The organism is Streptomyces bullii, from assembly GCF_042657145.1.
Lineage (GTDB): Bacteria > Actinomycetota > Actinomycetes > Streptomycetales > Streptomycetaceae > Streptomyces > Streptomyces bullii.
The window spans coordinates 448,384-464,898 of record NZ_JBHSNY010000009.1 but is presented as its reverse complement, the minus strand read 5'-3'; the positions used below and the strand labels follow the sequence as shown (position 1 = coordinate 464,898).

19 protein-coding genes and 2 pseudogenes are annotated in these 16,515 nt (G+C 70.1%); 9 read left to right on the top strand and 12 right to left on the bottom strand.

Annotated elements, in window-relative coordinates:
• Positions 1-215 (top strand): universal stress protein (locus tag ACFPZJ_RS27170; protein WP_381026647.1); only part of this gene is annotated, 215 nt, incomplete at its 5' end.
• Positions 216-294: 79 nt separating this feature from the next.
• Positions 295-507, top strand: coding sequence for a hypothetical protein (locus tag ACFPZJ_RS27165; RefSeq protein WP_381026645.1), 213 nt, complete (start codon positions 295-297; stop codon positions 505-507).
• Between the two features lie 561 nt (positions 508-1,068).
• Here the strand turns inward: ACFPZJ_RS27165 and ACFPZJ_RS27160 are convergent.
• From ACFPZJ_RS27160 to ACFPZJ_RS27150, 3 genes are all read right to left on the bottom strand, one after another.
• Positions 1,069-2,034: a universal stress protein gene (locus ACFPZJ_RS27160; protein ID WP_381026642.1), complete on the bottom strand. Its 966-nt coding sequence runs from the start codon at positions 2,032-2,034 to the stop codon at positions 1,069-1,071.
• Between the two features lie 173 nt (positions 2,035-2,207).
• Positions 2,208-3,533, bottom strand: a complete 1,326-nt coding sequence (locus ACFPZJ_RS27155; RefSeq protein ID WP_381026640.1) for an acyltransferase family protein — start codon at positions 3,531-3,533, stop codon at positions 2,208-2,210.
• Positions 3,534-4,029: 496 nt separating this feature from the next.
• Positions 4,030-4,293 (bottom strand): DUF6328 family protein, encoded by a 264-nt coding sequence (locus ACFPZJ_RS27150; RefSeq protein ID WP_381026637.1) that lies wholly within the window; start codon positions 4,291-4,293, stop codon positions 4,030-4,032.
• Between the two features lie 462 nt (positions 4,294-4,755).
• Here ACFPZJ_RS27150 and ACFPZJ_RS27145 point away from each other — a divergent pair, with 462 nt between their 5' ends.
• From ACFPZJ_RS27145 to ACFPZJ_RS27130, 4 genes and pseudogenes are all read left to right on the top strand, one after another.
• Positions 4,756-5,163 (top strand): transposase, encoded by a 408-nt coding sequence (locus ACFPZJ_RS27145; RefSeq protein ID WP_465269683.1) that lies wholly within the window; start codon positions 4,756-4,758, stop codon positions 5,161-5,163.
• Positions 5,081-5,556 (top strand): annotated as a pseudogene (locus tag ACFPZJ_RS27140) (integrase core domain-containing protein); the annotation flags it as partial. The gene ACFPZJ_RS27145 and the pseudogene ACFPZJ_RS27140, both read left to right, overlap by 83 nt.
• A 59-nt stretch (positions 5,557-5,615) precedes the next feature.
• The gene (locus tag ACFPZJ_RS27135; protein ID WP_381026634.1) at positions 5,616-5,921 is read left to right on the top strand and encodes a hypothetical protein; all 306 of its coding nucleotides are present in this window, start codon (positions 5,616-5,618) and stop codon (positions 5,919-5,921) included.
• A 34-nt stretch (positions 5,922-5,955) separates the two neighbouring features.
• Positions 5,956-6,198 (top strand): GNAT family N-acetyltransferase, encoded by a 243-nt coding sequence (locus ACFPZJ_RS27130; protein WP_381026632.1) that lies wholly within the window; start codon positions 5,956-5,958, stop codon positions 6,196-6,198.
• A 123-nt stretch (positions 6,199-6,321) separates the two neighbouring features.
• Here ACFPZJ_RS27130 and ACFPZJ_RS27125 read toward each other — a convergent pair whose 3' ends face one another.
• The 4 genes and pseudogenes from ACFPZJ_RS27125 to ACFPZJ_RS27110 form a co-directional block, all read right to left on the bottom strand.
• Positions 6,322-7,005 (bottom strand): LysE family translocator, encoded by a 684-nt coding sequence (locus tag ACFPZJ_RS27125; RefSeq protein WP_381026628.1) that lies wholly within the window; start codon positions 7,003-7,005, stop codon positions 6,322-6,324.
• Positions 7,006-7,089: 84 nt separating this feature from the next.
• A pseudogene (locus ACFPZJ_RS27120) lies at positions 7,090-8,330 on the bottom strand (diaminobutyrate--2-oxoglutarate transaminase).
• Positions 8,331-8,497: 167 nt separating this feature from the next.
• The gene (locus ACFPZJ_RS27115) at positions 8,498-9,001 is read right to left on the bottom strand and encodes a flavin reductase family protein (protein WP_381026626.1); all 504 of its coding nucleotides are present in this window, start codon (positions 8,999-9,001) and stop codon (positions 8,498-8,500) included.
• Positions 8,958-9,386, bottom strand: a complete 429-nt coding sequence (locus tag ACFPZJ_RS27110) for an AMP-binding enzyme (RefSeq protein WP_381026625.1) — start codon at positions 9,384-9,386, stop codon at positions 8,958-8,960. Before ACFPZJ_RS27110 ends, ACFPZJ_RS27115 begins: the two co-directional genes overlap by 44 nt.
• A 738-nt stretch (positions 9,387-10,124) precedes the next feature.
• Here ACFPZJ_RS27110 and ACFPZJ_RS27105 point away from each other — a divergent pair.
• Positions 10,125-10,481, top strand: coding sequence for a PadR family transcriptional regulator (locus ACFPZJ_RS27105; protein WP_381026622.1), 357 nt, complete (start codon positions 10,125-10,127; stop codon positions 10,479-10,481).
• Positions 10,478-11,422, top strand: coding sequence for a hypothetical protein (locus tag ACFPZJ_RS27100; protein WP_381026619.1), 945 nt, complete (start codon positions 10,478-10,480; stop codon positions 11,420-11,422). The genes ACFPZJ_RS27105 and ACFPZJ_RS27100 overlap by 4 nt, the downstream gene beginning before the upstream one ends.
• 86 nt (positions 11,423-11,508) lie before the next feature.
• Here ACFPZJ_RS27100 and ACFPZJ_RS27095 read toward each other — a convergent pair whose 3' ends face one another.
• The 5 genes from ACFPZJ_RS27095 to ACFPZJ_RS27075 all read right to left on the bottom strand — a co-directional run bounded on the left by ACFPZJ_RS27095 (position 11,509) and on the right by ACFPZJ_RS27075 (position 14,646).
• The gene (locus ACFPZJ_RS27095) at positions 11,509-12,021 is read right to left on the bottom strand and encodes a hypothetical protein (RefSeq protein ID WP_381026617.1); all 513 of its coding nucleotides are present in this window, start codon (positions 12,019-12,021) and stop codon (positions 11,509-11,511) included.
• 112 nt (positions 12,022-12,133) lie between these two features.
• Positions 12,134-12,352 carry a transposase family protein gene (locus ACFPZJ_RS27090; protein ID WP_381026615.1) on the bottom strand — a complete coding sequence of 73 codons (219 nt, stop codon included), beginning with the start codon at positions 12,350-12,352 and terminating at the stop codon, positions 12,134-12,136.
• Between the two features lie 40 nt (positions 12,353-12,392).
• Positions 12,393-12,782 carry a transposase family protein gene (locus ACFPZJ_RS27085; protein ID WP_381026614.1) on the bottom strand — a complete coding sequence of 130 codons (390 nt, stop codon included), beginning with the start codon at positions 12,780-12,782 and terminating at the stop codon, positions 12,393-12,395.
• A gap of 257 nt (positions 12,783-13,039) precedes the next feature.
• On the bottom strand, positions 13,040-13,342 hold the full coding sequence (locus tag ACFPZJ_RS27080; RefSeq protein ID WP_381026611.1) for a hypothetical protein: 303 nt from the start codon (positions 13,340-13,342) through the stop codon (positions 13,040-13,042).
• A 464-nt stretch (positions 13,343-13,806) separates the two neighbouring features.
• Positions 13,807-14,646: an RNA polymerase sigma factor SigF gene (locus ACFPZJ_RS27075; RefSeq protein ID WP_381026610.1), complete on the bottom strand. Its 840-nt coding sequence runs from the start codon at positions 14,644-14,646 to the stop codon at positions 13,807-13,809.
• Between the two features lie 425 nt (positions 14,647-15,071).
• Between ACFPZJ_RS27075 and ACFPZJ_RS27070 the strand changes: the two genes are divergently transcribed.
• Positions 15,072-16,514 carry a PP2C family protein-serine/threonine phosphatase gene (locus ACFPZJ_RS27070; RefSeq protein ID WP_381026607.1) on the top strand — a complete coding sequence of 481 codons (1,443 nt, stop codon included), beginning with the start codon at positions 15,072-15,074 and terminating at the stop codon, positions 16,512-16,514.
• Position 16,515 lies beyond the last annotated feature (1 nt).

Below are 16,515 nucleotides of genomic sequence, written 5' to 3'. Positions count from 1 at the left end.
CGGACGTGACCGTACGCTCGCGCGTGGTGCGCGGGCGCACCCGGCCCGCGCTGATCGAGGCCAGCGGCAGCGCCCAGCTCATCGTGGTCGGTGCGCGCGGGCGTGGAGGCTTCGCCGGACTGCTGCTGGGTTCGGTGAGCCAGGCCGTTCTCCACCACGCCCAGTGCCCCGTCACCGTGGTACGCGCGGGGCTCTTGGAGGGCCTGATGATCTAGACATGCGGGGATTCTGTCGTGGTCCGGGTGCATGCCCGCGGGCGCCAGGGGGACCCTCTTCGCGGGAGGCTCAGCGGCAATGCGAGTCGAACTGATCCGGCAGGCTGCCGACGTGCTGATGGACGTCCCTGGCGACGCCCAAAGGGAGATCGTCGTGCTCCTCGACGCCGTGGCCTCGGCCCCGTTCCCCAAACCAGGAGCACTGGCCGCAGCATTCGGCCCGTCGTGCTGGGTTGAGTACATCGTCCGCGGTGACGTGATCGAAGTCCGCGACGTCGGGTGCCTCTGCTGACGGCCAAGCCGCGGTGATGGCTTGCGGGCGGTGCGTCGGCGACGTCCTGGCGCCCGATCCGGGCCGGCAGCCACAGCGCGGCGTGCGGCGCGGTGCGGTGACGGCGGCCGGTGTACCGCCGGCGGCGCTGGTCGGCGAAGGCCGGCTCGATCCGGCGCTGCCGGTCCTCGTGTGCCGGGATGGGGCCGCCGAGGGCGGGCCGAAGCCTTCTGAGCGGAGACTGAGAGAGTCCCGGAGTCACAGACTCCGGGACTCACGCATTCCTACGCTGCCTCACCGCGCGCCGCTCGGGGCATGTCCCACCTCCTGGACGTCCCCACCTCGCCGTGCTTGAACAGCCGTGCTCGGCGTCCGCAGACGAATCGTCGGGCGAATGCTTCCCGCCGACCCTGTCCCGAGCTGACCGAGGCCGGCGCCGCTCACGGTCTTGGGGCGTACGCCCCGCAGGACGTGCAGAGTCGGCTGAAGCCGGCCGAAGGCGCACGGCGCTGAAGTACCTGCGCGATCAGCGGTACACCCTTCCTCGAGGTCCTCGAAGGGGACGTGGCAGCCGACCGCCGCTCAGTGGTCAGCGGCATGTGCGCTGTTCGCCGTGGTCGGCACTGCTTCAGGTGGCCTGACGGTTGGTACTACCGCGACCGGGCAGTCGGCGTGCTGGAGCGCGGCGAGCGCTACACGGCCGAGGGGCAGTGCGAGAGGACCCTGGTGTCGAGGGGCCCCGACGACAAGGAGATCGGCCGTGGCCGAGTAAGTGAGCAGTACGTGGTGGGCAGGGCCTTCGGCGGTGATGCGATGCACCAGTACGTCGGAATGTTCGTTCTCCGCAGCGCGCAGGACGTCGTCGAGCAGGGCCGTTGCCTGATCCTCCTGCTGGTGGGCGGCACCCCCGGCGAACAGCGGATGCTGCGACGGTTTGCGGGCGGAGCGACGCCAGGCGCGCACGGCTTGCAGAGTGCAGCGCCGTGCTTGGGCCTCGCGAAATGAGAAGCGGATCGCCTCTGTGCTCGTTGTGGCATCACCCACGCCGACCACGATGCGACCGTTTGCCCGTTGCCGGTTGTGCGGCGTGCCGCGGACGACGACAACCGGGCTGGCGGCATGCGTCGCCAGGGAACGGCTGACCGAGCCCAGCAGTGCCCCCTTGATCAGTCCCCTGCCCCGGCACCCGGTCACGACGGCGGTGGCGTGGCGCGCCTCCCGCAGCAGTGCCGTCGCGGCGGCGTCCGGAACGATGTCGACCGTGATCTTCACATCCGGGTTGCGCTGCCGCGCCCGTTCCGCAGCGCGGCCGATGATGTGCTGCGCGAGCGCGCGCTCGGAGGGAACCTCCTCAGACTCCAAGGAGATGGGTCCCTCGTAGCGTTCCCAGAGGGAGGCGTGCACGATGCGCAGCGGCAGGGTGTGCAGGGCCGCTTCGTCCACGGCCCAGTCGGTCGCCCAGAGGGCGGTCTCTGATCCGTCGACGCCCACGACCAGGGGCAGCGTCATCGCTCCCACCGCCTTCAGCACGCGCCAGGATGCCTTCATTCTCCCGTACCTTCACGCCCGGCGAGCACCCCTGTAGGTCGGGATGGCACAGCGGGACGTCGCAGCGGCCCCGGCGCCTTGCGTCGCAGGCGGCAGCCGGTGAGGGAAGTGGGCGCAGCTGGCACGCCAGACGCCTGGGCTGGATGGGCCACCGTCCGCAGGAACGGCGCCGCTCAGCTGGGATGTCGGCGGGCGAACGACAACACGGCGGCACCGGCGAAGTAGGCGGCCAGGGCCGTGACGGGCAGGCCGGCGGGACCCTGACCGCCCGGTTCGGCAAGGGCGATGCCGAGGAGCCCGGCCAGCACGCCTGCCACGCCGGTAAAGGTGAGCAGGGCCGGCAGGACGCCGGTCGTGTCGACCGGCCCGGGGCGAGGGCCTCTGCGTCGCTCGATGGGTCCGAACACGGCGACGAACACCGTGAGGATCAGGGCCAGCACCATCAGCCAGGGTATGCGCAGCGCCAGCCAGGCCGATGATCCCGGCGTCGGCTGCGGCAGCAGCCCGGTCGGGTACAACACCACTGCGCCCAGGACGGCGGCGGTCAGGTGCCACAGGAACAAGGTCATGATCACCGAGTTGACCGCCACTACGACCGTCCACGGGACCGTGCGTTGCAGCCACCGGCGGGCCGGGTCGTGCAGCAGCAAGGCCAGCCCGGTCTGGGTGACGGCCAGCGCCAGCAGGGCCAGGGTGGGAGGTGAGGTGTTCTGGATCTTCTGCCCGGTCATCCCGACCATGCTGACCGGATAGGGGCCGGCCACCGTCAACAGCACCAGGGCGACGAGGCCGCCCAGAGTCAGAGGCAGGGCGACGCCGCGCCGGCCGGCGAGCCTTCCGTCCTGCCAGGCGAAGCCGAACTGGTGCACGGCCAACCAGGCGAGCAGGTAGTTGGCCTCTCCCAGGTAAGGCATCCGCAGCCCTAGTCGTGCCGCGTCACCGAGGCCGACCAGGACGGTCAGCGCGATGGGTACGGCCAGCCCGTAACGGCGGTGCAGAGCGAGCATCGGTGGGGTGAGCACGATCACGGTCAGGTAGGCCGTAAGGAACCACAGCGGGATGGCTGCCAGCCAGACGGCGGTGCCGGTCAGGCCGGGATCGGCGCCGAGCGCCCTGGCCAGGAGACCGCCAACGGCCAGTACGGCCAGCAGCGCCGTGGTGGGGCGGACGAGACGGCCGGTACGGCGCAGCACCCAGGCGGTGACGCTGCCGCCCCGCTCGCGATGGGAGGTCAGGGAGGCGGCGTTGGAGAAACCACCGACCAGGAAGAAGACCGGCATGACCTGGAACAGCCAGGTGAACGGACGCGTCCACGGCACGAGGGCCAGGACGGAGTCGCCGCTCAGCGTGCCGTCGTAGGTCACGTGCACGACCAGCCAGTGGCCGACCACCACGGTGACGATCGCGACGGCACGGAGGAGGTCGACATGCCGGTCCCGGTGCGCCGGGGTCTGCTCGGCCAGCCGGCGTATCTCCCGTAGCACGGAGAGCGAGATCATTTCCCTTGGCCAATGGGCGGTTCACGGGTCCGCCCTCCGAAGACGGTGCCCCGTTACAGCCTGCGGGGGTTGTTGCCCCCCTCGTGCCCTCCACCCTCTCGCTGTGTCAGGCGCAAGGAAAGAGGTCGCTCGACCAGGCGGGTGGCCAGGTCGGCGAGCCGGCGCAGAACGAGCCGGCGGCCGCCGAAACCAGCGGGATTCCTGTCGCCGCACCTGGACCAGTTCCTCGGTACCGCCATCGCGAAGGAGCGACGGCCAGCGCCCGGCCGCCACCCGCTGACGGTGGTGCGCGGCCGCCCCGACCCGGCCGGCCCGGCAGCACGCGCTCACCGACGGGCATAATGCGATCGACGGCAACATGGGGCCATGACGACAAGGGCACGGCTTCGACGGGACGCAGGCCCTGCGGCGCGCACGTCATGCAGGACCCCTGGTCACCGCTGCTGACCAGGAGCAGACCACGTAGTACAGCTTGGTGGCTCACATAGGGCAGAAGTTATTCGTGGATGGTGCAGTGACGCCTTTCCCACAGAGGAACGACCACCCGCAGCACGATCAGTCCGACGAGCCGTCCCGGAGTGCCGGCGCCCCGGTGGTGCGCGCGTCCGGAACGCGGTCGGTGGTGGCCCAGGTCGGTGGAGACGGGCTGGAAGACAGCGATGAGCAGGACACCGAAGATGATCTGCAAGCCGGTCCGGGCGACGCGCGGCTCATGCGGGAGGTCGTTGCACCTCCTGTCGGCGCGTTCCTCAGCAGTCACGTCTCGCGCGCCCGTGCGCGGCGGGCAGATCCGAGGTGACGTCGTCCGCGCCCCGTATCGTCCCGCCATGACGCGACTCGCTCCCTACCCCCTGTGCTGACACGTTTCTCGGCACCGCCCTTGATCACTGCTGCTTTGTCCAGGCCGACGTGCCGCAGGGTGTCCAAGCCACCACCAACTGGCGCACAGCTAAGGCAAATGAAACAGACAACCGAGAACCAAACGCTCACTAAGAGGTCGTTTTCATCGGTGAAGCCGTGGTTCCTCCAGGTTTGCTGATTGTCGGGGTGCGGTGCTGATGCGGCGTCTGATGGCGTTGAGCTAAAGGGGCCGGATGGTGTGACGCCGGGGGTGAGATGCGGCTTGTGCCTGTCTCATCCCAGGACGCCCGTCCGGGCTCGTGCTTCCACGGGTACGGGCGCACGCCTGGGCGCGGGCCCGTACGAGCGGTACGTCCAGGTCATGAGCGCACGACGCCCGTATCCGAGTGATCTGTCCGACGCCCGCGAGTTGACCGAGCCGGTCCTGGCGGCCTGGCGCTTCGAGCGCCGCGGCCGGGCCCTGGACTTCGGCCGACCGCCCGAACACGACCTGCGCGAAAGCGGAGCTCTCGTCACGGACACGCCAGGCCTCCTCCTCGCGGTGCTGGTCACCGCGGCCAGCGTCCAGGACTCGGCAGCCGGCACCCGCCTGCTCGACCAGGTGGCCGCCGCCCACCCCGGCCTCCGCAAGGTCGGAGTCGACGGCGGCTACTGCAAGCACTTCGTCGAGCACGCCGCCACCCTCGCGTATCCGCATCCTCGGCGCCACCGCACACCCCACCGCCGAGTGGATAGTGCAGCTCGGGCGGAACGTCGTCATGGACCTTGAGGACGCAGGCAGCAAGGCCAGGTTCTTGATACGCGATCGCGACTCGAGGTTCACGCAGGCCTTCGACGCCGTCCTGGCCGACGCCGGACTGAACGTCATCACCACCGGAATCCGAATGCCCAGGATGAACTCCCTCATAGAGCGCTGGATCCAGACCTGCCGACGCGAGTTCCTGGACAGCACCTTGATCTGGAACCACAGCCACCTCCTGCACGCGCTCCGCGAGTTCGAGTCCTTCTACAACGGACACCGGCCCCACCGCGCCCTGATGCAAGCCGCTCCGCTCCGCCACCTTCCCGCAGCGATCAGCGAACCAGGACAGATCGAACACCTGGAGATCCACGACGCGATCGACTCGGCGGGACCCTTCACGAGTACCAACATGCCGCTTGACCACCAGGCCGGATGATTAATTGGCACCCGCAGTGTTCGTGACCGGTCGGAGGGCCGCCGTGACCCATGTGATCGCCTCACCCCGTCCCGAGGACGCCGCCTCGTTGGGCCCTTTGCAGTTGAGGGTCTGGCTGCAGACGTACCCGAACGAGGCGGCGGGGATCGACGAGACGTGGATCCGCGAGCACCGAGGCGCCTCCGACACCCCAGAAGGCATCGATTGGCGGCGGGAGTTCATCGAGGCGGCCGAGCAGCGACCGGACCTGCTGTTCTGCCGTGCCGTCCGGTCCGGGACGGAGATCGTGGGCTTCCTCTGCGGTCGCCGGGAGGACGTGGTCACCCCCCGGGCCGATGTACCTGCTTGACGAAGCCCAGGGGCAGGGTGTCGGAGGCCGGTTGATGCGCGAGTTCCTGACCTGGGCGGGAGGTTCACCGATGCGCCTGTGGGTCACCGCCTGCAACGAACAGGCGGTCCGGTTCTACGAGCGCTACGGATTCACGCTCACAGGTGAGCGGGAGACCTGGCGCGGAAGGCTGCCGAACATCCGCATGACGCACGACGGCACACCGCAGGCCTCGCACAGCGAAGCGACGACGTCGGGGAAGCCGGACGGGACAGGACCACTCCGGACCGGGGGCTGACGCGCGGGAACCGCCCGCCGGCGTGGGGGCGGCCCCCGGGCCGGCAGGCGGCCCCCGCTCTCGGCAGCGGCCCTCGCGCCGGCGACGAGGCGGGACCGTCCTGGCTCACGGGACCGTCCCGGCTCAGGCCACGGCGGCGACCGAGATGCCGATGACGATGAAGAGCCAGCCGGTGGTCAGTTCCCAGCGGTGGCGGATCGTGGGCCGGGCGAGCAGCGAGCGCAGCCGCGCGGCGACGACGACCAGGGCGAACCAATAGGCCACGCCGATGAGGATGTCCAGGATGCCGAGGAAGAAGATCTGCCGGGTCATGGATCCGCCGCCGTCGACGAACTGCGGCAGGATGCTGAGGAAGAACAGCGCGGCCTTGGGGTTGAGGACGTTCGTCAGGAGTCCCTGGGTGAAGCCGGACCGCCAGCGGGACGGGGCGTGTCCGCTCTCCTCCGCCGGCGTCCCGGCCGGACCGTGGGACCAGTGGTCGGAGCCGTCCCCTCCCCCGCCGTCCGCCTTCCGCTCCCGGGCGGCCCGGCGGGCGGCGAGCACCGCACGGACCCCGAGGTAGAGCAGGTAGGCCGCACCCGCGAGTTTGATCGCCTCGTAGACCATGGGTGAGCGGGTGGCGACCACCGACAGTCCGACGGCTGCGGCCAGCATGTGCACGCACAGCCCCGTCTGGGCTCCCAACGCCGCCGCCCGCCCCTTGGCCGGATGCTCGGTGGCGGAGCGCACCACCACGAGGAAGTCCGGGCCGGGCACCACGTACGCCACCAGCACCACGCCGAGGAAACCGGCCAGGTCGACCGACATCAGTTCTCCGCTCGTCCGTCCCTGGGGCCTGTGCGGCCGGGACCGTTTATTTGCGGTCCGGGCGCACGGAGCGCCCGGACCCGGTCAGGCCGCCAGGGGGTGAGCCTGGTGCACCGACGCCACGGCCTCGTCGAGTATGCCGAGGCCCCGGTCCAGTTCCTCCTCCGCCACGGTCAGCGGAGGAAGGATCTTGGCCACTTCGTCGTCGGCGCCGGCCGTCTCCACCAGCAGACCGCGCCGGTAGGCCGCCTCGCACGCGGCCTGTGCCGCACCCGGACGCTCGAAGGGCAGCCCCCACGCCAGACCGCGGCCGCGCGGATCGGGCAGCCCGTACCGCCGGGCGGTCCCGGTGAGCGCGCGGCGGACCCGCTGGCCCAGCGCCGCCGTCCTGGCCTCCAGCGTGGCGTCCGTCCAGTAGAGCTCCAGGACGCGGGTGGCGGTCACAAACGCCGGGTTGTACCCGCGGAACGTCCCGTTGTGCTCGCCCGGCTTCCAGATGTCGTACTCGGGGCGCATCAGTGTGAGGGCCATGGGCGTCCCGTACCCGCCGATCGACTTCGACAGGCACACGATGTCGGGAGCGATTCCGGCCTCCTCGAACGAGAAGAACGGTCCGGTGCGCCCGCAGCCCATCTGGATGTCGTCCACCACCAGCAGCGCCCCGTGCTCCCGGGCGAGGCGGCCAGCGCCCGCAGCCAGCCGGGGCGGGCGGGGTTGACGCCGCCCTCCCCCTGCACGGTCTCCACCACCACGGCCGCGGGCGGGCCGGACCGGGCCGCGGCGGCCAGCTGATGCGTGAGCCGGGCCACCGCCCGCTCCTCGTCGTCGGCCGGGTCGTCGTAGGGCAACGGCGTGGTGTCCGGCAGCGGCACCCCCGCGCCGGCCCGTTTCATCGGGTTGGCGGTGACGGCGAGCGCGCCGAGCGTCATGCCGTGGAAGCCGCGCTGGAAGTACAGCACCTGGTGCCGGCCGGTGACCTTGCGGGCGAGCTTGAGCGCGGCCTCCACCGCGTTGGTGCCCCCCGGGCCGGGGAACTGGACGCGGTAGTCCAGGCCGCGCGGGAGGAGGATCACGTCCCGCAGCCGTTCGAGGAAGTCGCGCTTGGCGGTGGTGTGCATGTCGAGGCCGTGGGTGACCCCGTCGCCGGACAGGTACTCCAGCAGGGCCGCCTTCAACTCGGGTGGGTTGTGACCGTAGTTGAGGGCTCCGGCGCCCGCGAAGAAGTCGATCCAGGAGCGGCCGCTCTCGTCGTGCAGCACGGCGCCGCGCCCCGTGGTGAACACGGTGGGCCACGCCCGGCTGTAGCTGCGTACGTCGGATTCCATGGTGTCGAAAACGCTCATCTTCATTCCTGTCGGCTCGGTACGGGCGCGGGGTGGTCGGTGCGGGCTGCGGACGCGGTGGTGGGGAGTGCGGGATCCGGCGGCCGGGCGGACCAGCGGCGTCGGCCCCGGCACCGTCGCGGGCGCGGAGGGCGCCGGGCGGGCCGCGATCAGCCGGCCACGGCGTGCTGGTCGCGCTCGTAGAGCACCAGGGCGCGGGCGGCGGGGTCGCGGCGGGTCCACGGGGCCCTGCCGATGAGCAGGGTGTGGTCGAGCGCGGCGGGCGCCTGGTCGAGCCGGCACACCACCGTGGCGACCGTCCCGTCCAGCACCGGGCAGCCCTCGTGGTCGCGGTAGCCGACACCGTCGAAGCGTTCGGCCGCCGGCAGCCGGGCGAACCGGTCCATCAGGTCCCGTTGCTGCCAGCTGAGGATGTTGACCGCGAACGAGCCCCGCCTCTGGGCGTGCGCCACGGTACGGCTGGCACTGGCGAGGGAGACCAGCAGGGAGGGCGGGTCGGTGGACAGCGACAGGACCGCGTTGACGGTGCAGCCGACGGGTCCCTCGGGACCCGCGGTGGTGATGACGGCGACGCCGGTGGCGAGCTGCGCCATGGCGGTACAGAACTCCTCACGGCCGGGCAGCGGGATGCGGGTGGTCGTCGGTGCGGTCACGGTCACGGGGTTCCTTCCCGGAGGGGTGCGCGGCGGGTGGCGGAGGCTTCGGGTGCCGCGGCGGCCCGGTGGTCCGTGGCGCGGGGGCGGGGGCGGGGCTGCCCGGTGCCGGGCGGCGGGCGGTGTCCAGGGCGGCGGTCACGGCGGCCCGGTCGGTCTTGCCGTTCAGGTTGAGCGGCAGTTCGGGTAGGTGCAGCAGGGTGCGCGGCACCATGTAGGCGGGCAGGCGCTCGTGCAGGACGGCCGACAGCGCGGCCGGGTCGCCGCCGTCCCCGCTGTAGACCGCTTCCAGTACGGTGCCGGCCCGGTCGTCGCGGACCACGACGACCGCATCGAGGACGCCGGGCAGACAGCGCAGCGCCTGCTCGATCTCGCCCAGTTCCACGCGGTAGCCGCTGATCTTGACCTGGCTGTCGAGCCGGCCCAGGTCCGCCTTGTGGCCCCTGCTTGGGTCTCACGCTGCCGGCACGGTTCTATGAAGATCCATCAACTTCGAATCCGCAGGTCGTTGGGGCTGGTGTGAGTGAGCGATCGTGTGCCCGTACTGGTCGGGGGTGGTTGGCCGTGCCCAAGATCGTCTGCCGAGCCCGTCAGCGTGCGACTTCGGTGTTGGTCAGCACGAGCAGGGCCCGCAGCAGCGTGGTCGCGTAACGGGGCGACATCCGCAGCTTGGTGAGGAAAGGTGTTCTGTCCACGGAGGTTGGTGACAGCGATCATTGACGTGCGATCTAGAAATGGGTGAGGGCCTTCTGGCCTGGTGTGGATGACCTGTTGACTGCACTTTCTCGCCCGCCGGGCTGGTGGCCTCGCTACCGTTCGCCGTGCGCTTGGTGGTAGGAGCGCGAGCGCCGTGACGAGCTCTGCGTGGTCGTCGAGTACTGCCTCGCGTGGGCGGCGCGGTCGCGCTCCCGGATGGAGTGCCGCCGTATGCCGTAGTCGACGAATCCGGCGCTGAGGTGCAGCCGGCCAGCGACTATCGGTGCAATCGGGTATTGGGCGATATCAGCCCGCTGACGTGCCGCCGCCACAGCGGCCAGGCCCCAGGCAGCGGATCGGGCTTCCGGGCGGTCAGAACGATTAATCGATCGACAACATATGCCGGTCGCTGATATATATAGGCAGCATGAATGAGCGACCGCTTCAGGAGCCGACGCTGCTCCTGCTCACTGCCCTGGCCGACGAGCCCAGGCACGGCTATGGACTGATTCAGGAGATCGACGCGATCTCCCAGGGCCGTGTGCGGATGCGCACCGGTACTCTCTACGGCGCGCTGGACCGGCTGGTCCAGCAGGGCCTGATCCGGGTCGAGCGCGAGGAGGTCGTGGACGGTCGGGCGCGCAAGGTCTACGCCCTCGCCGAGGCCGGCCGAGACGTGCTGGCCGCCGAGACGGAGCGGCTGCGTGTTGTCGTCGCCGAGGCCGAGCGTCGACTGGCCGCCCGTCGCGCCCACGCCATCCGCCCGAAGGGGGCCCTGGCATGACGCAGCAGCACAGCTCACTCGCGTTCCGCTGGGCGCTGCGCCTCCATCCGGCCGCCTACCGCGCTGAGCACGAAGCCGAGTTGACCGCGATCTATGCCGAGGCGACGCAGGATGCCGGCCCGCTCGGCCGGCTGCGCGAGGCGCTCGATGTCGCCGGTCATGGCCTGCGGCGGCGCACCGGCCTGGGCTCCGACCGGATGGCGGGTCAGGTCCTGGCGCAGGCGGCCCCGCTGGCTGTCGCCGTGGCGACGGGTAGCTTCGTGGCGGGCCTGTTGTGGCTCTTCGCCCCCGGCGTCCGGACCATGCCGACGTCCTCGCCTCCGAATGTGCTGAGCCTGGCCAACACGGGCCTCACGCCGCTGCTCTGGCTGGCGGCGCTCGCGGCTGTCTGGACCGGGCGCTGGACCGTGGCCCGTGCACTGGTCGTGCCGGCGATGGTGCTGTGCCTGGCCGACGTCCTGCTGGCCGCGTTCGCCTCCTCCGGCTTCCACGGCACCCCCTCGATCGCAGTGATCCGACTGGCCGTGCCGCTGCTCACTGGCGCCGTCGTCCTCGCCGCACCCAGGGATCTGCTCGGCCTCTCCCTGTCACAACGCCGCACGATCATGGGAACCACCGCCCTGGCGGCCGTCCTGGTGTCGGGCGTGCAGCTCGTCGAGGTGTACTACCCCTTTACGCTGGTCGTTCTCAACGACATCGGCCCGCTGTGGGCCGGGGTCCTGTGGGCCGGGGTCCTCGCGATCGCCCTGCTCTTCGGCACGCGTAACCGGTTGACCGTCGCGGGCGTGGCGGTGGCCGTGCTGCCCACCACGCTGCAGGTGACGGTCCAGCTCACCCCCGCGGGCGTGGTTGTCCTCCTCCTGGTCCTGCTCAGTAGCACGGTGCCCTTCCTCCGCGCGCGCCGGCGCCACTTCCAGTCAACCCCGCCGAGCGCGGCATAGCTGGCTCCGGGACCCCGGGCCACACCCCGGATCGGCCCGGCGCTTCTGCCGGGCCTCCTGCCAGCCGGAGACTTCTCACATAGGAGTTAGGTCCCCAGCCAGCGGGGTCGTGTCTCGTCGACGCCGAGGAGTTCAAGCAGGTGTGCTTGAACTCCTCGGTTGATGAGGCTCACAGGTGCGTCGGTCACACTGCCGGGGCGGAGAGTCAGGCTGGACAGCTGGCAGAAGATCATGCGGCCAGTGGGGCGGACGGCGCGGTTGTCGGGGTAGAGACCGCGCATGGTCTGCTCGGAGCCCAGGGCTTGGCGGACCTGGCGTCCGATCAGGCAGAACACCAGCAGGGCCAGGCAGATCACGGTGATCAGGGCAGCGATGCGGCGGTTGTGCCGCAAGAACACGGTGCGACGGCGAGCGGGCCTTTGAAGTCGTGGTAGCGGGCGTTCGACCAGCCCCTGCCCCTTGTAGCGCAGGAACACCTCCTGGGTGCTGGCCTGTTCGGGTCTCAGGTTGGTCAGCAACGCGTACCAGCCGTCGGCAGCGGCCTGGGCGTCCAGGACATCCTTGTCGAAGTGCCAGGGCCGGGCGGCCGGTCTCGTCACTGAAATCCACCAACTTCCAATCCGCAGGACGTTGGGGCTGGTGTGAGTGAGCGATCGTGTACTCGTACTGGTCAGGGCGGTTGTCCGAGCCCAAGATCGTCTGCCGGGCCCGTCAGCGTGCGACTTCGGTCTTGGTCAGCACAAGCAGGGGCCGCAGCAGCGTGGTCGCGTAACGGGGCGACATCCGCAGCTTGGTCAGGATGCGCCAGTTCTTCAGGTGCGCGAAGGCGTGCTCGCAGACCGCACGGACGGACGCGATCAGCTTGTTGACCTGCTTCTTCGCGGACGTGAGGGACTTGGTTCGGGCGGCCTTGTAACCGGTGATGACCACCGGGTTGTCCGGGTCGTCGTCCAGGCCGACGAAGCCGAGGTCACCGAGGGCGCCCAGCTCGGTGGCGCGCAGGCGCTCGACGAGCTGGTTGTAGCAAGGCCGTGGTGATCTCCGAGGAGCGTCCCGGGCGGGCCGCGGAGATCCACAGCAGCCGGCCCCTGTCGTCGGTGAGCGCGAGGAAGAGCAGGCCGTGGGCCTTGTGTTTCCCGCTGTAGGTGCGGCGGTTGTCTTTCCCGGTGCGGCGCCGGGTGCGGATCAGGGTGCCGTCGATCAGCACGACGTGGCCACCGTTTCGGCCGACTTTCTTCAGCGCGCGGTCCAGGCGCTGGGCCCCGCGCGGCGAGCAGGCCGAGCACTTCCAGCACCCAGCGACGCACCGTGGTGGCGGAGATGGTGTTGCCGCCCGCCATGTCGGCGAGGCGCTGGTCATGACGTAGGACGGCGAGGACGATCGCGGCGATCTTTCCGGGCGGGAGCTTGCGCCACTGCGAGCGGATCTTCTTCAGGTGGCCGCGCAGCAGGTCGCCGAGGAAGGTCAGGGTGGCCGTGGACAGGGTGAGGCTGGACTGGTAGACAACCGTCTCAGTGTCCCTGGCGGAGCTGGTCTTGTTTCGCATACGACATCAACTGTCGCCAGGGACACGGATGTTACGGCCCGAGCCGTATGACGTTGCCGCCCCAGCGCGCTCACAGCGTGGTGGTGAACTTCCCGTCGACCAGCTTGCGCAGCCAGCCCCGCTCGGCCAGCCGGTTCAGCTTCGCCCGCATCGCCTCCGAGCGGGCAGGCGCGGAGGCGATCCCCAGCTCACCGCAGACCTGCTTCACCATGACCGGACCGTCGGCCCGCCGCACCACTTCCATGATCCGCTGGTAGTCCGCGGGCAAGACCGCGTCGTCCATGCCCCGCTCGCGTGGCGGCACCGCCAGCACCGCACGGCCCGCGACCTGCCCGGCGGGCCCCGTCGCCGTCCGCTCAGCTTCGGTGCGCACCTGCTCGGCCAGCCGACGTGCCACCCGCTCGGCGACGGCGAGCTCCTCCAGCTCGTCACGACCTCCTGCAGCTGCTGGCTCAACTTCTCTGCCTGCACTTCCAGTTCGGCCCTACGGGCCGTGATCAATCCGCGAAGGTCCGGCTCCCAATCCTGGGCCACCTGAACGCACCACCCGCCCGGATCGTACGGACACCCGCCGCGCACACGCCCGGGAATCCGCAGATCGGTGATCGCTGAAACGGCAGACGATATTGAGCTCCGACAAACCCCCTCGCCCAGCACGAGTGCCTGATCAACGACTCACGCCAGCCCCAACGACCTGCGGATTTCGAAGTTGGTGGATCTTCTATGCCGGGGATGGTCAAGCGCCCCGGCTCGGGCAGCCCGGAGTGGAGCGTTGCCGACGGCTCACTCTGGCTGCTCGTCAGGTGTGGAACGGATCGCTGCGGGTGCTGGTCGTGGTCAGTGGGTGGTGAGCATGCCTTCGCGTAGTCGGGTCAGTGTGCGGTTCAGCAGACGGGAAACGTGCATTTGGGACACGCCCAGGTGTTGACCGATCTCGGCTTGGGTGCGTTCTTCGACGAACCGCATGTGGATGATGCGCCGGTCCCGTTCGTCCAGCTCGGCGATCAGGGGAGCCAGGGCGTGGAAGTCTTCCACCAGCTCAAGGGCCGTGTCCTCGGTGCCAATGAAGTCTGCGAGTGCGGTCTCACCGTCCTCGCTCGAGCTGATGGCGGCGTCCAGGGAGGCGGAGTTGTAGCCGTTGGAGGCCAGCATGGCTTCGTTGACCTCGTCCTCGCTCAGGCACATCAGTTGCGCCAGTTCGGTGACGGTGGGGGTGCGGCCCAGCCGGCTGCGCAGTTCCTCGGTGGCCTTGGCCAGCTGGACGCGGGCTTCCTGCAGGCGGCGGGGGACGTGGACGGCCCAGGAGGTGTCGCGGAAGAACCGCTTGATCTCACCGACGATGTAGGGGACGGCAAAGGAGGTGAACTCCACTTCGCGGCTGATCTCAAACCGGTCGATGGCCTTGATCAGGCCGATCATGCCGACCTGGACGATGTCTTCCATCTCTTCCGGCCCGCGGCTGCGAAAGCGGGCGGCCGCATAGCGGACGAGCGACATGTTCATCTCGATCAGCGTGTTGCGCGCGTACTGGTACTCGGCAGTGCCTTCCTCAAGCACCGCCAGCTGGTCGAAGAACAGCCGCGACAGTGCACGGGCGTCCTTGGGAGCCACCTGCGACGGGTTGGCAACCTCCGGTAGTTCGGCTACTCGCGCATCCGCCTTCATCGTCACCGTCATGATGTGCCCTCCCATGTGTCCTGCCCGTGCCGTGCCGGCAACCGCGCGCCGACGACAGGCGCATACCCGCACTTGGCGGGAGCACTCCTGCGCATTGGAAGCAGCATGTGCTCCGTGCTTTTGGCCGTGCCGGGATGAGGAGGCGGCGCGCTGGCTGCCCGCAGGCGGCGGGATGTGGAAGACAGCCTTGCTGGGCTCTCCGGCGCGATGCCCCGGGCAGCCTGTCTGCGGATCCGGGCCGTCAAAGCGTTGTGAAACGGTGGCCCAGTCGAGCATGCGAGGCTACAGGAGGAACGCCGGGAGGACGTTAGCGGTGCTGCAATAGATCTGGTGTTCACTGCGGCATTGGCGTTGGGACGTGTAGTCGATTTAGGCTGCGTCGGTTCGTGCCGCTCGCGGCAGCCCATCGACGGAGAGGGAAGCCGATGACCCAGCAGGCCTCGGTCACCGACCCGGCTCCCGGGCGGCGGCCTGAGCTGGTCCCGGACCCGGGTGTGGAGGTGGCCCGTATTGCGGCGGTACGCCGCTATGACATCCTCGATACTCCGCCCGACGGGGCGTTCGACCGGGTGGCGGCGATGGCCGCCCGCCTCTTTGATGTCCCCGTGGCGACGGTCACGATCGTGGACACCGACCGCATCTGGTTCAAGGCCGCACACGGGCTGGAGGGTGTCAAGGAGATCGGCCGCGATCCGGGACTGTGCGGCTCGGCGATTCTGCGCGATGACGCGCTGGTCATCCCTGACACCCTTCGTGATCCCGTGGCGGCGGACAATCCTCTGGTCACCGGGGAGATGCGTGTGCGCTTCTACGCTGCCGCACCGATCATCACCCCCGACGGCCACCGGCTGGGCACGGTCAACGTCCTGGACACCAAGCCGCGCTCGATTACCGAGGACGACACCGCCACACTGGCCGATCTTGCCGCGATCGTGCTGGACGAGATGGAGCTGCGGCTGTCGGCGCTGCGGGCCCTGCGCCACGAGCAGGAGCGGCGGGAGGTGGAACGGGCGGCGCGGGAACAGGCGGAGAAGGACAAGACTGCCATCGCCGCGTTCGCCTCCACCCTCCAGCGCACCCTGCTGCCCCCGGCGCTTCCCGTGGTGCCCGGCCTGGAGCTGGACTGCCACTATCACACCGCCTCCGTCCACGATGTGGGCGGCGACTTCTACGACGTCTTCCCCGCCGGCGGCGGCCGGTGGGCGTTCTTCCTCGGTGACGTGTGCGGCAAGGGCCCCGAGGCGGCGACCGTCACCGCCCTGGCCCGCCACACCCTGCGCGCCGCGGCCCAGATCGACCCGGACCCGGTCACCGTCCTGAGCACGCTCAATACCGCCCTGCTTACCGACGTCACCGCCGGAAGCCGCTTTTGCACCGCCCTCTTCGGCCTCCTGGCACCACAGGAGGACGGCAGCTTCAGCGTCACAGTGGCCACCGGCGGCCACCCGCCGGCCTACCACCTGCGCCCCGACGACAGCGGCGCGGTATGGGTCAAGGCGGTCCGGCCCAAGGGCGGCATGCTCGTCGGAGCCTTCCCCCAGGCACACTTCGTCCAGGCCACCTTCTCCCTGGCGCCCGGGGAGGGCCTGTTCCTTTACACCGACGGGCTGACCGAAGCCCGCACCATCCCGGGCGCCATGCTCGGCGAGGACGGCCTGACCGGCTTCCTCCACCAGCGCACCGGGCCCGTGACGGCCGCCGCCCTGGTCGAAGACGCCGTCACGTTGCTGGCCTCGCTGCCCGAGGGAGCCGGCGACGACGTGGCCCTGCTGGCCCTGTCCGTACCCGACGCCGAAACCCCACCCGGCACCGGCGTCGCCGGCAGCGCCCACACCACCGCCGCACCCGAACACTTCGGCCAGGAGTGAT

What these genes read in the sequence shown, in the direction of transcription:
- ACFPZJ_RS27105 (WP_381026622.1), top strand. Translation starts at nt 10,125, where the DNA reads ATGAATGAGCGACCGCTTCAGGAGCCGACGCTGCTCCTGCTCACTGCC.
- ACFPZJ_RS27100 (WP_381026619.1), top strand. Translation starts at nt 10,478, where the DNA reads ATGACGCAGCAGCACAGCTCACTCGCGTTCCGCTGGGCGCTGCGCCTC.
- ACFPZJ_RS27130 (WP_381026632.1), top strand. Translation starts at nt 5,956, where the DNA reads ATGCGCGAGTTCCTGACCTGGGCGGGAGGTTCACCGATGCGCCTGTGG.
- ACFPZJ_RS27155 (WP_381026640.1), bottom strand. Translation starts at nt 3,533, where the DNA reads ATGATCTCGCTCTCCGTGCTACGGGAGATACGCCGGCTGGCCGAGCAG.
- ACFPZJ_RS27075 (WP_381026610.1), bottom strand. Translation starts at nt 14,646, where the DNA reads ATGACGGTGACGATGAAGGCGGATGCGCGAGTAGCCGAACTACCGGAG.
- ACFPZJ_RS27125 (WP_381026628.1), bottom strand. Translation starts at nt 7,005, where the DNA reads ATGTCGGTCGACCTGGCCGGTTTCCTCGGCGTGGTGCTGGTGGCGTAC.
- ACFPZJ_RS27070 (WP_381026607.1), top strand. Translation starts at nt 15,072, where the DNA reads ATGACCCAGCAGGCCTCGGTCACCGACCCGGCTCCCGGGCGGCGGCCT.
- ACFPZJ_RS27145 (WP_465269683.1), top strand. Translation starts at nt 4,756, where the DNA reads ATGAGCGCACGACGCCCGTATCCGAGTGATCTGTCCGACGCCCGCGAG.
- ACFPZJ_RS27165 (WP_381026645.1), top strand. Translation starts at nt 295, where the DNA reads ATGCGAGTCGAACTGATCCGGCAGGCTGCCGACGTGCTGATGGACGTC.
- ACFPZJ_RS27085 (WP_381026614.1), bottom strand. Translation starts at nt 12,782, where the DNA reads ATGACCAGCGCCTCGCCGACATGGCGGGCGGCAACACCATCTCCGCCA.
- ACFPZJ_RS27160 (WP_381026642.1), bottom strand. Translation starts at nt 2,034, where the DNA reads ATGAAGGCATCCTGGCGCGTGCTGAAGGCGGTGGGAGCGATGACGCTG.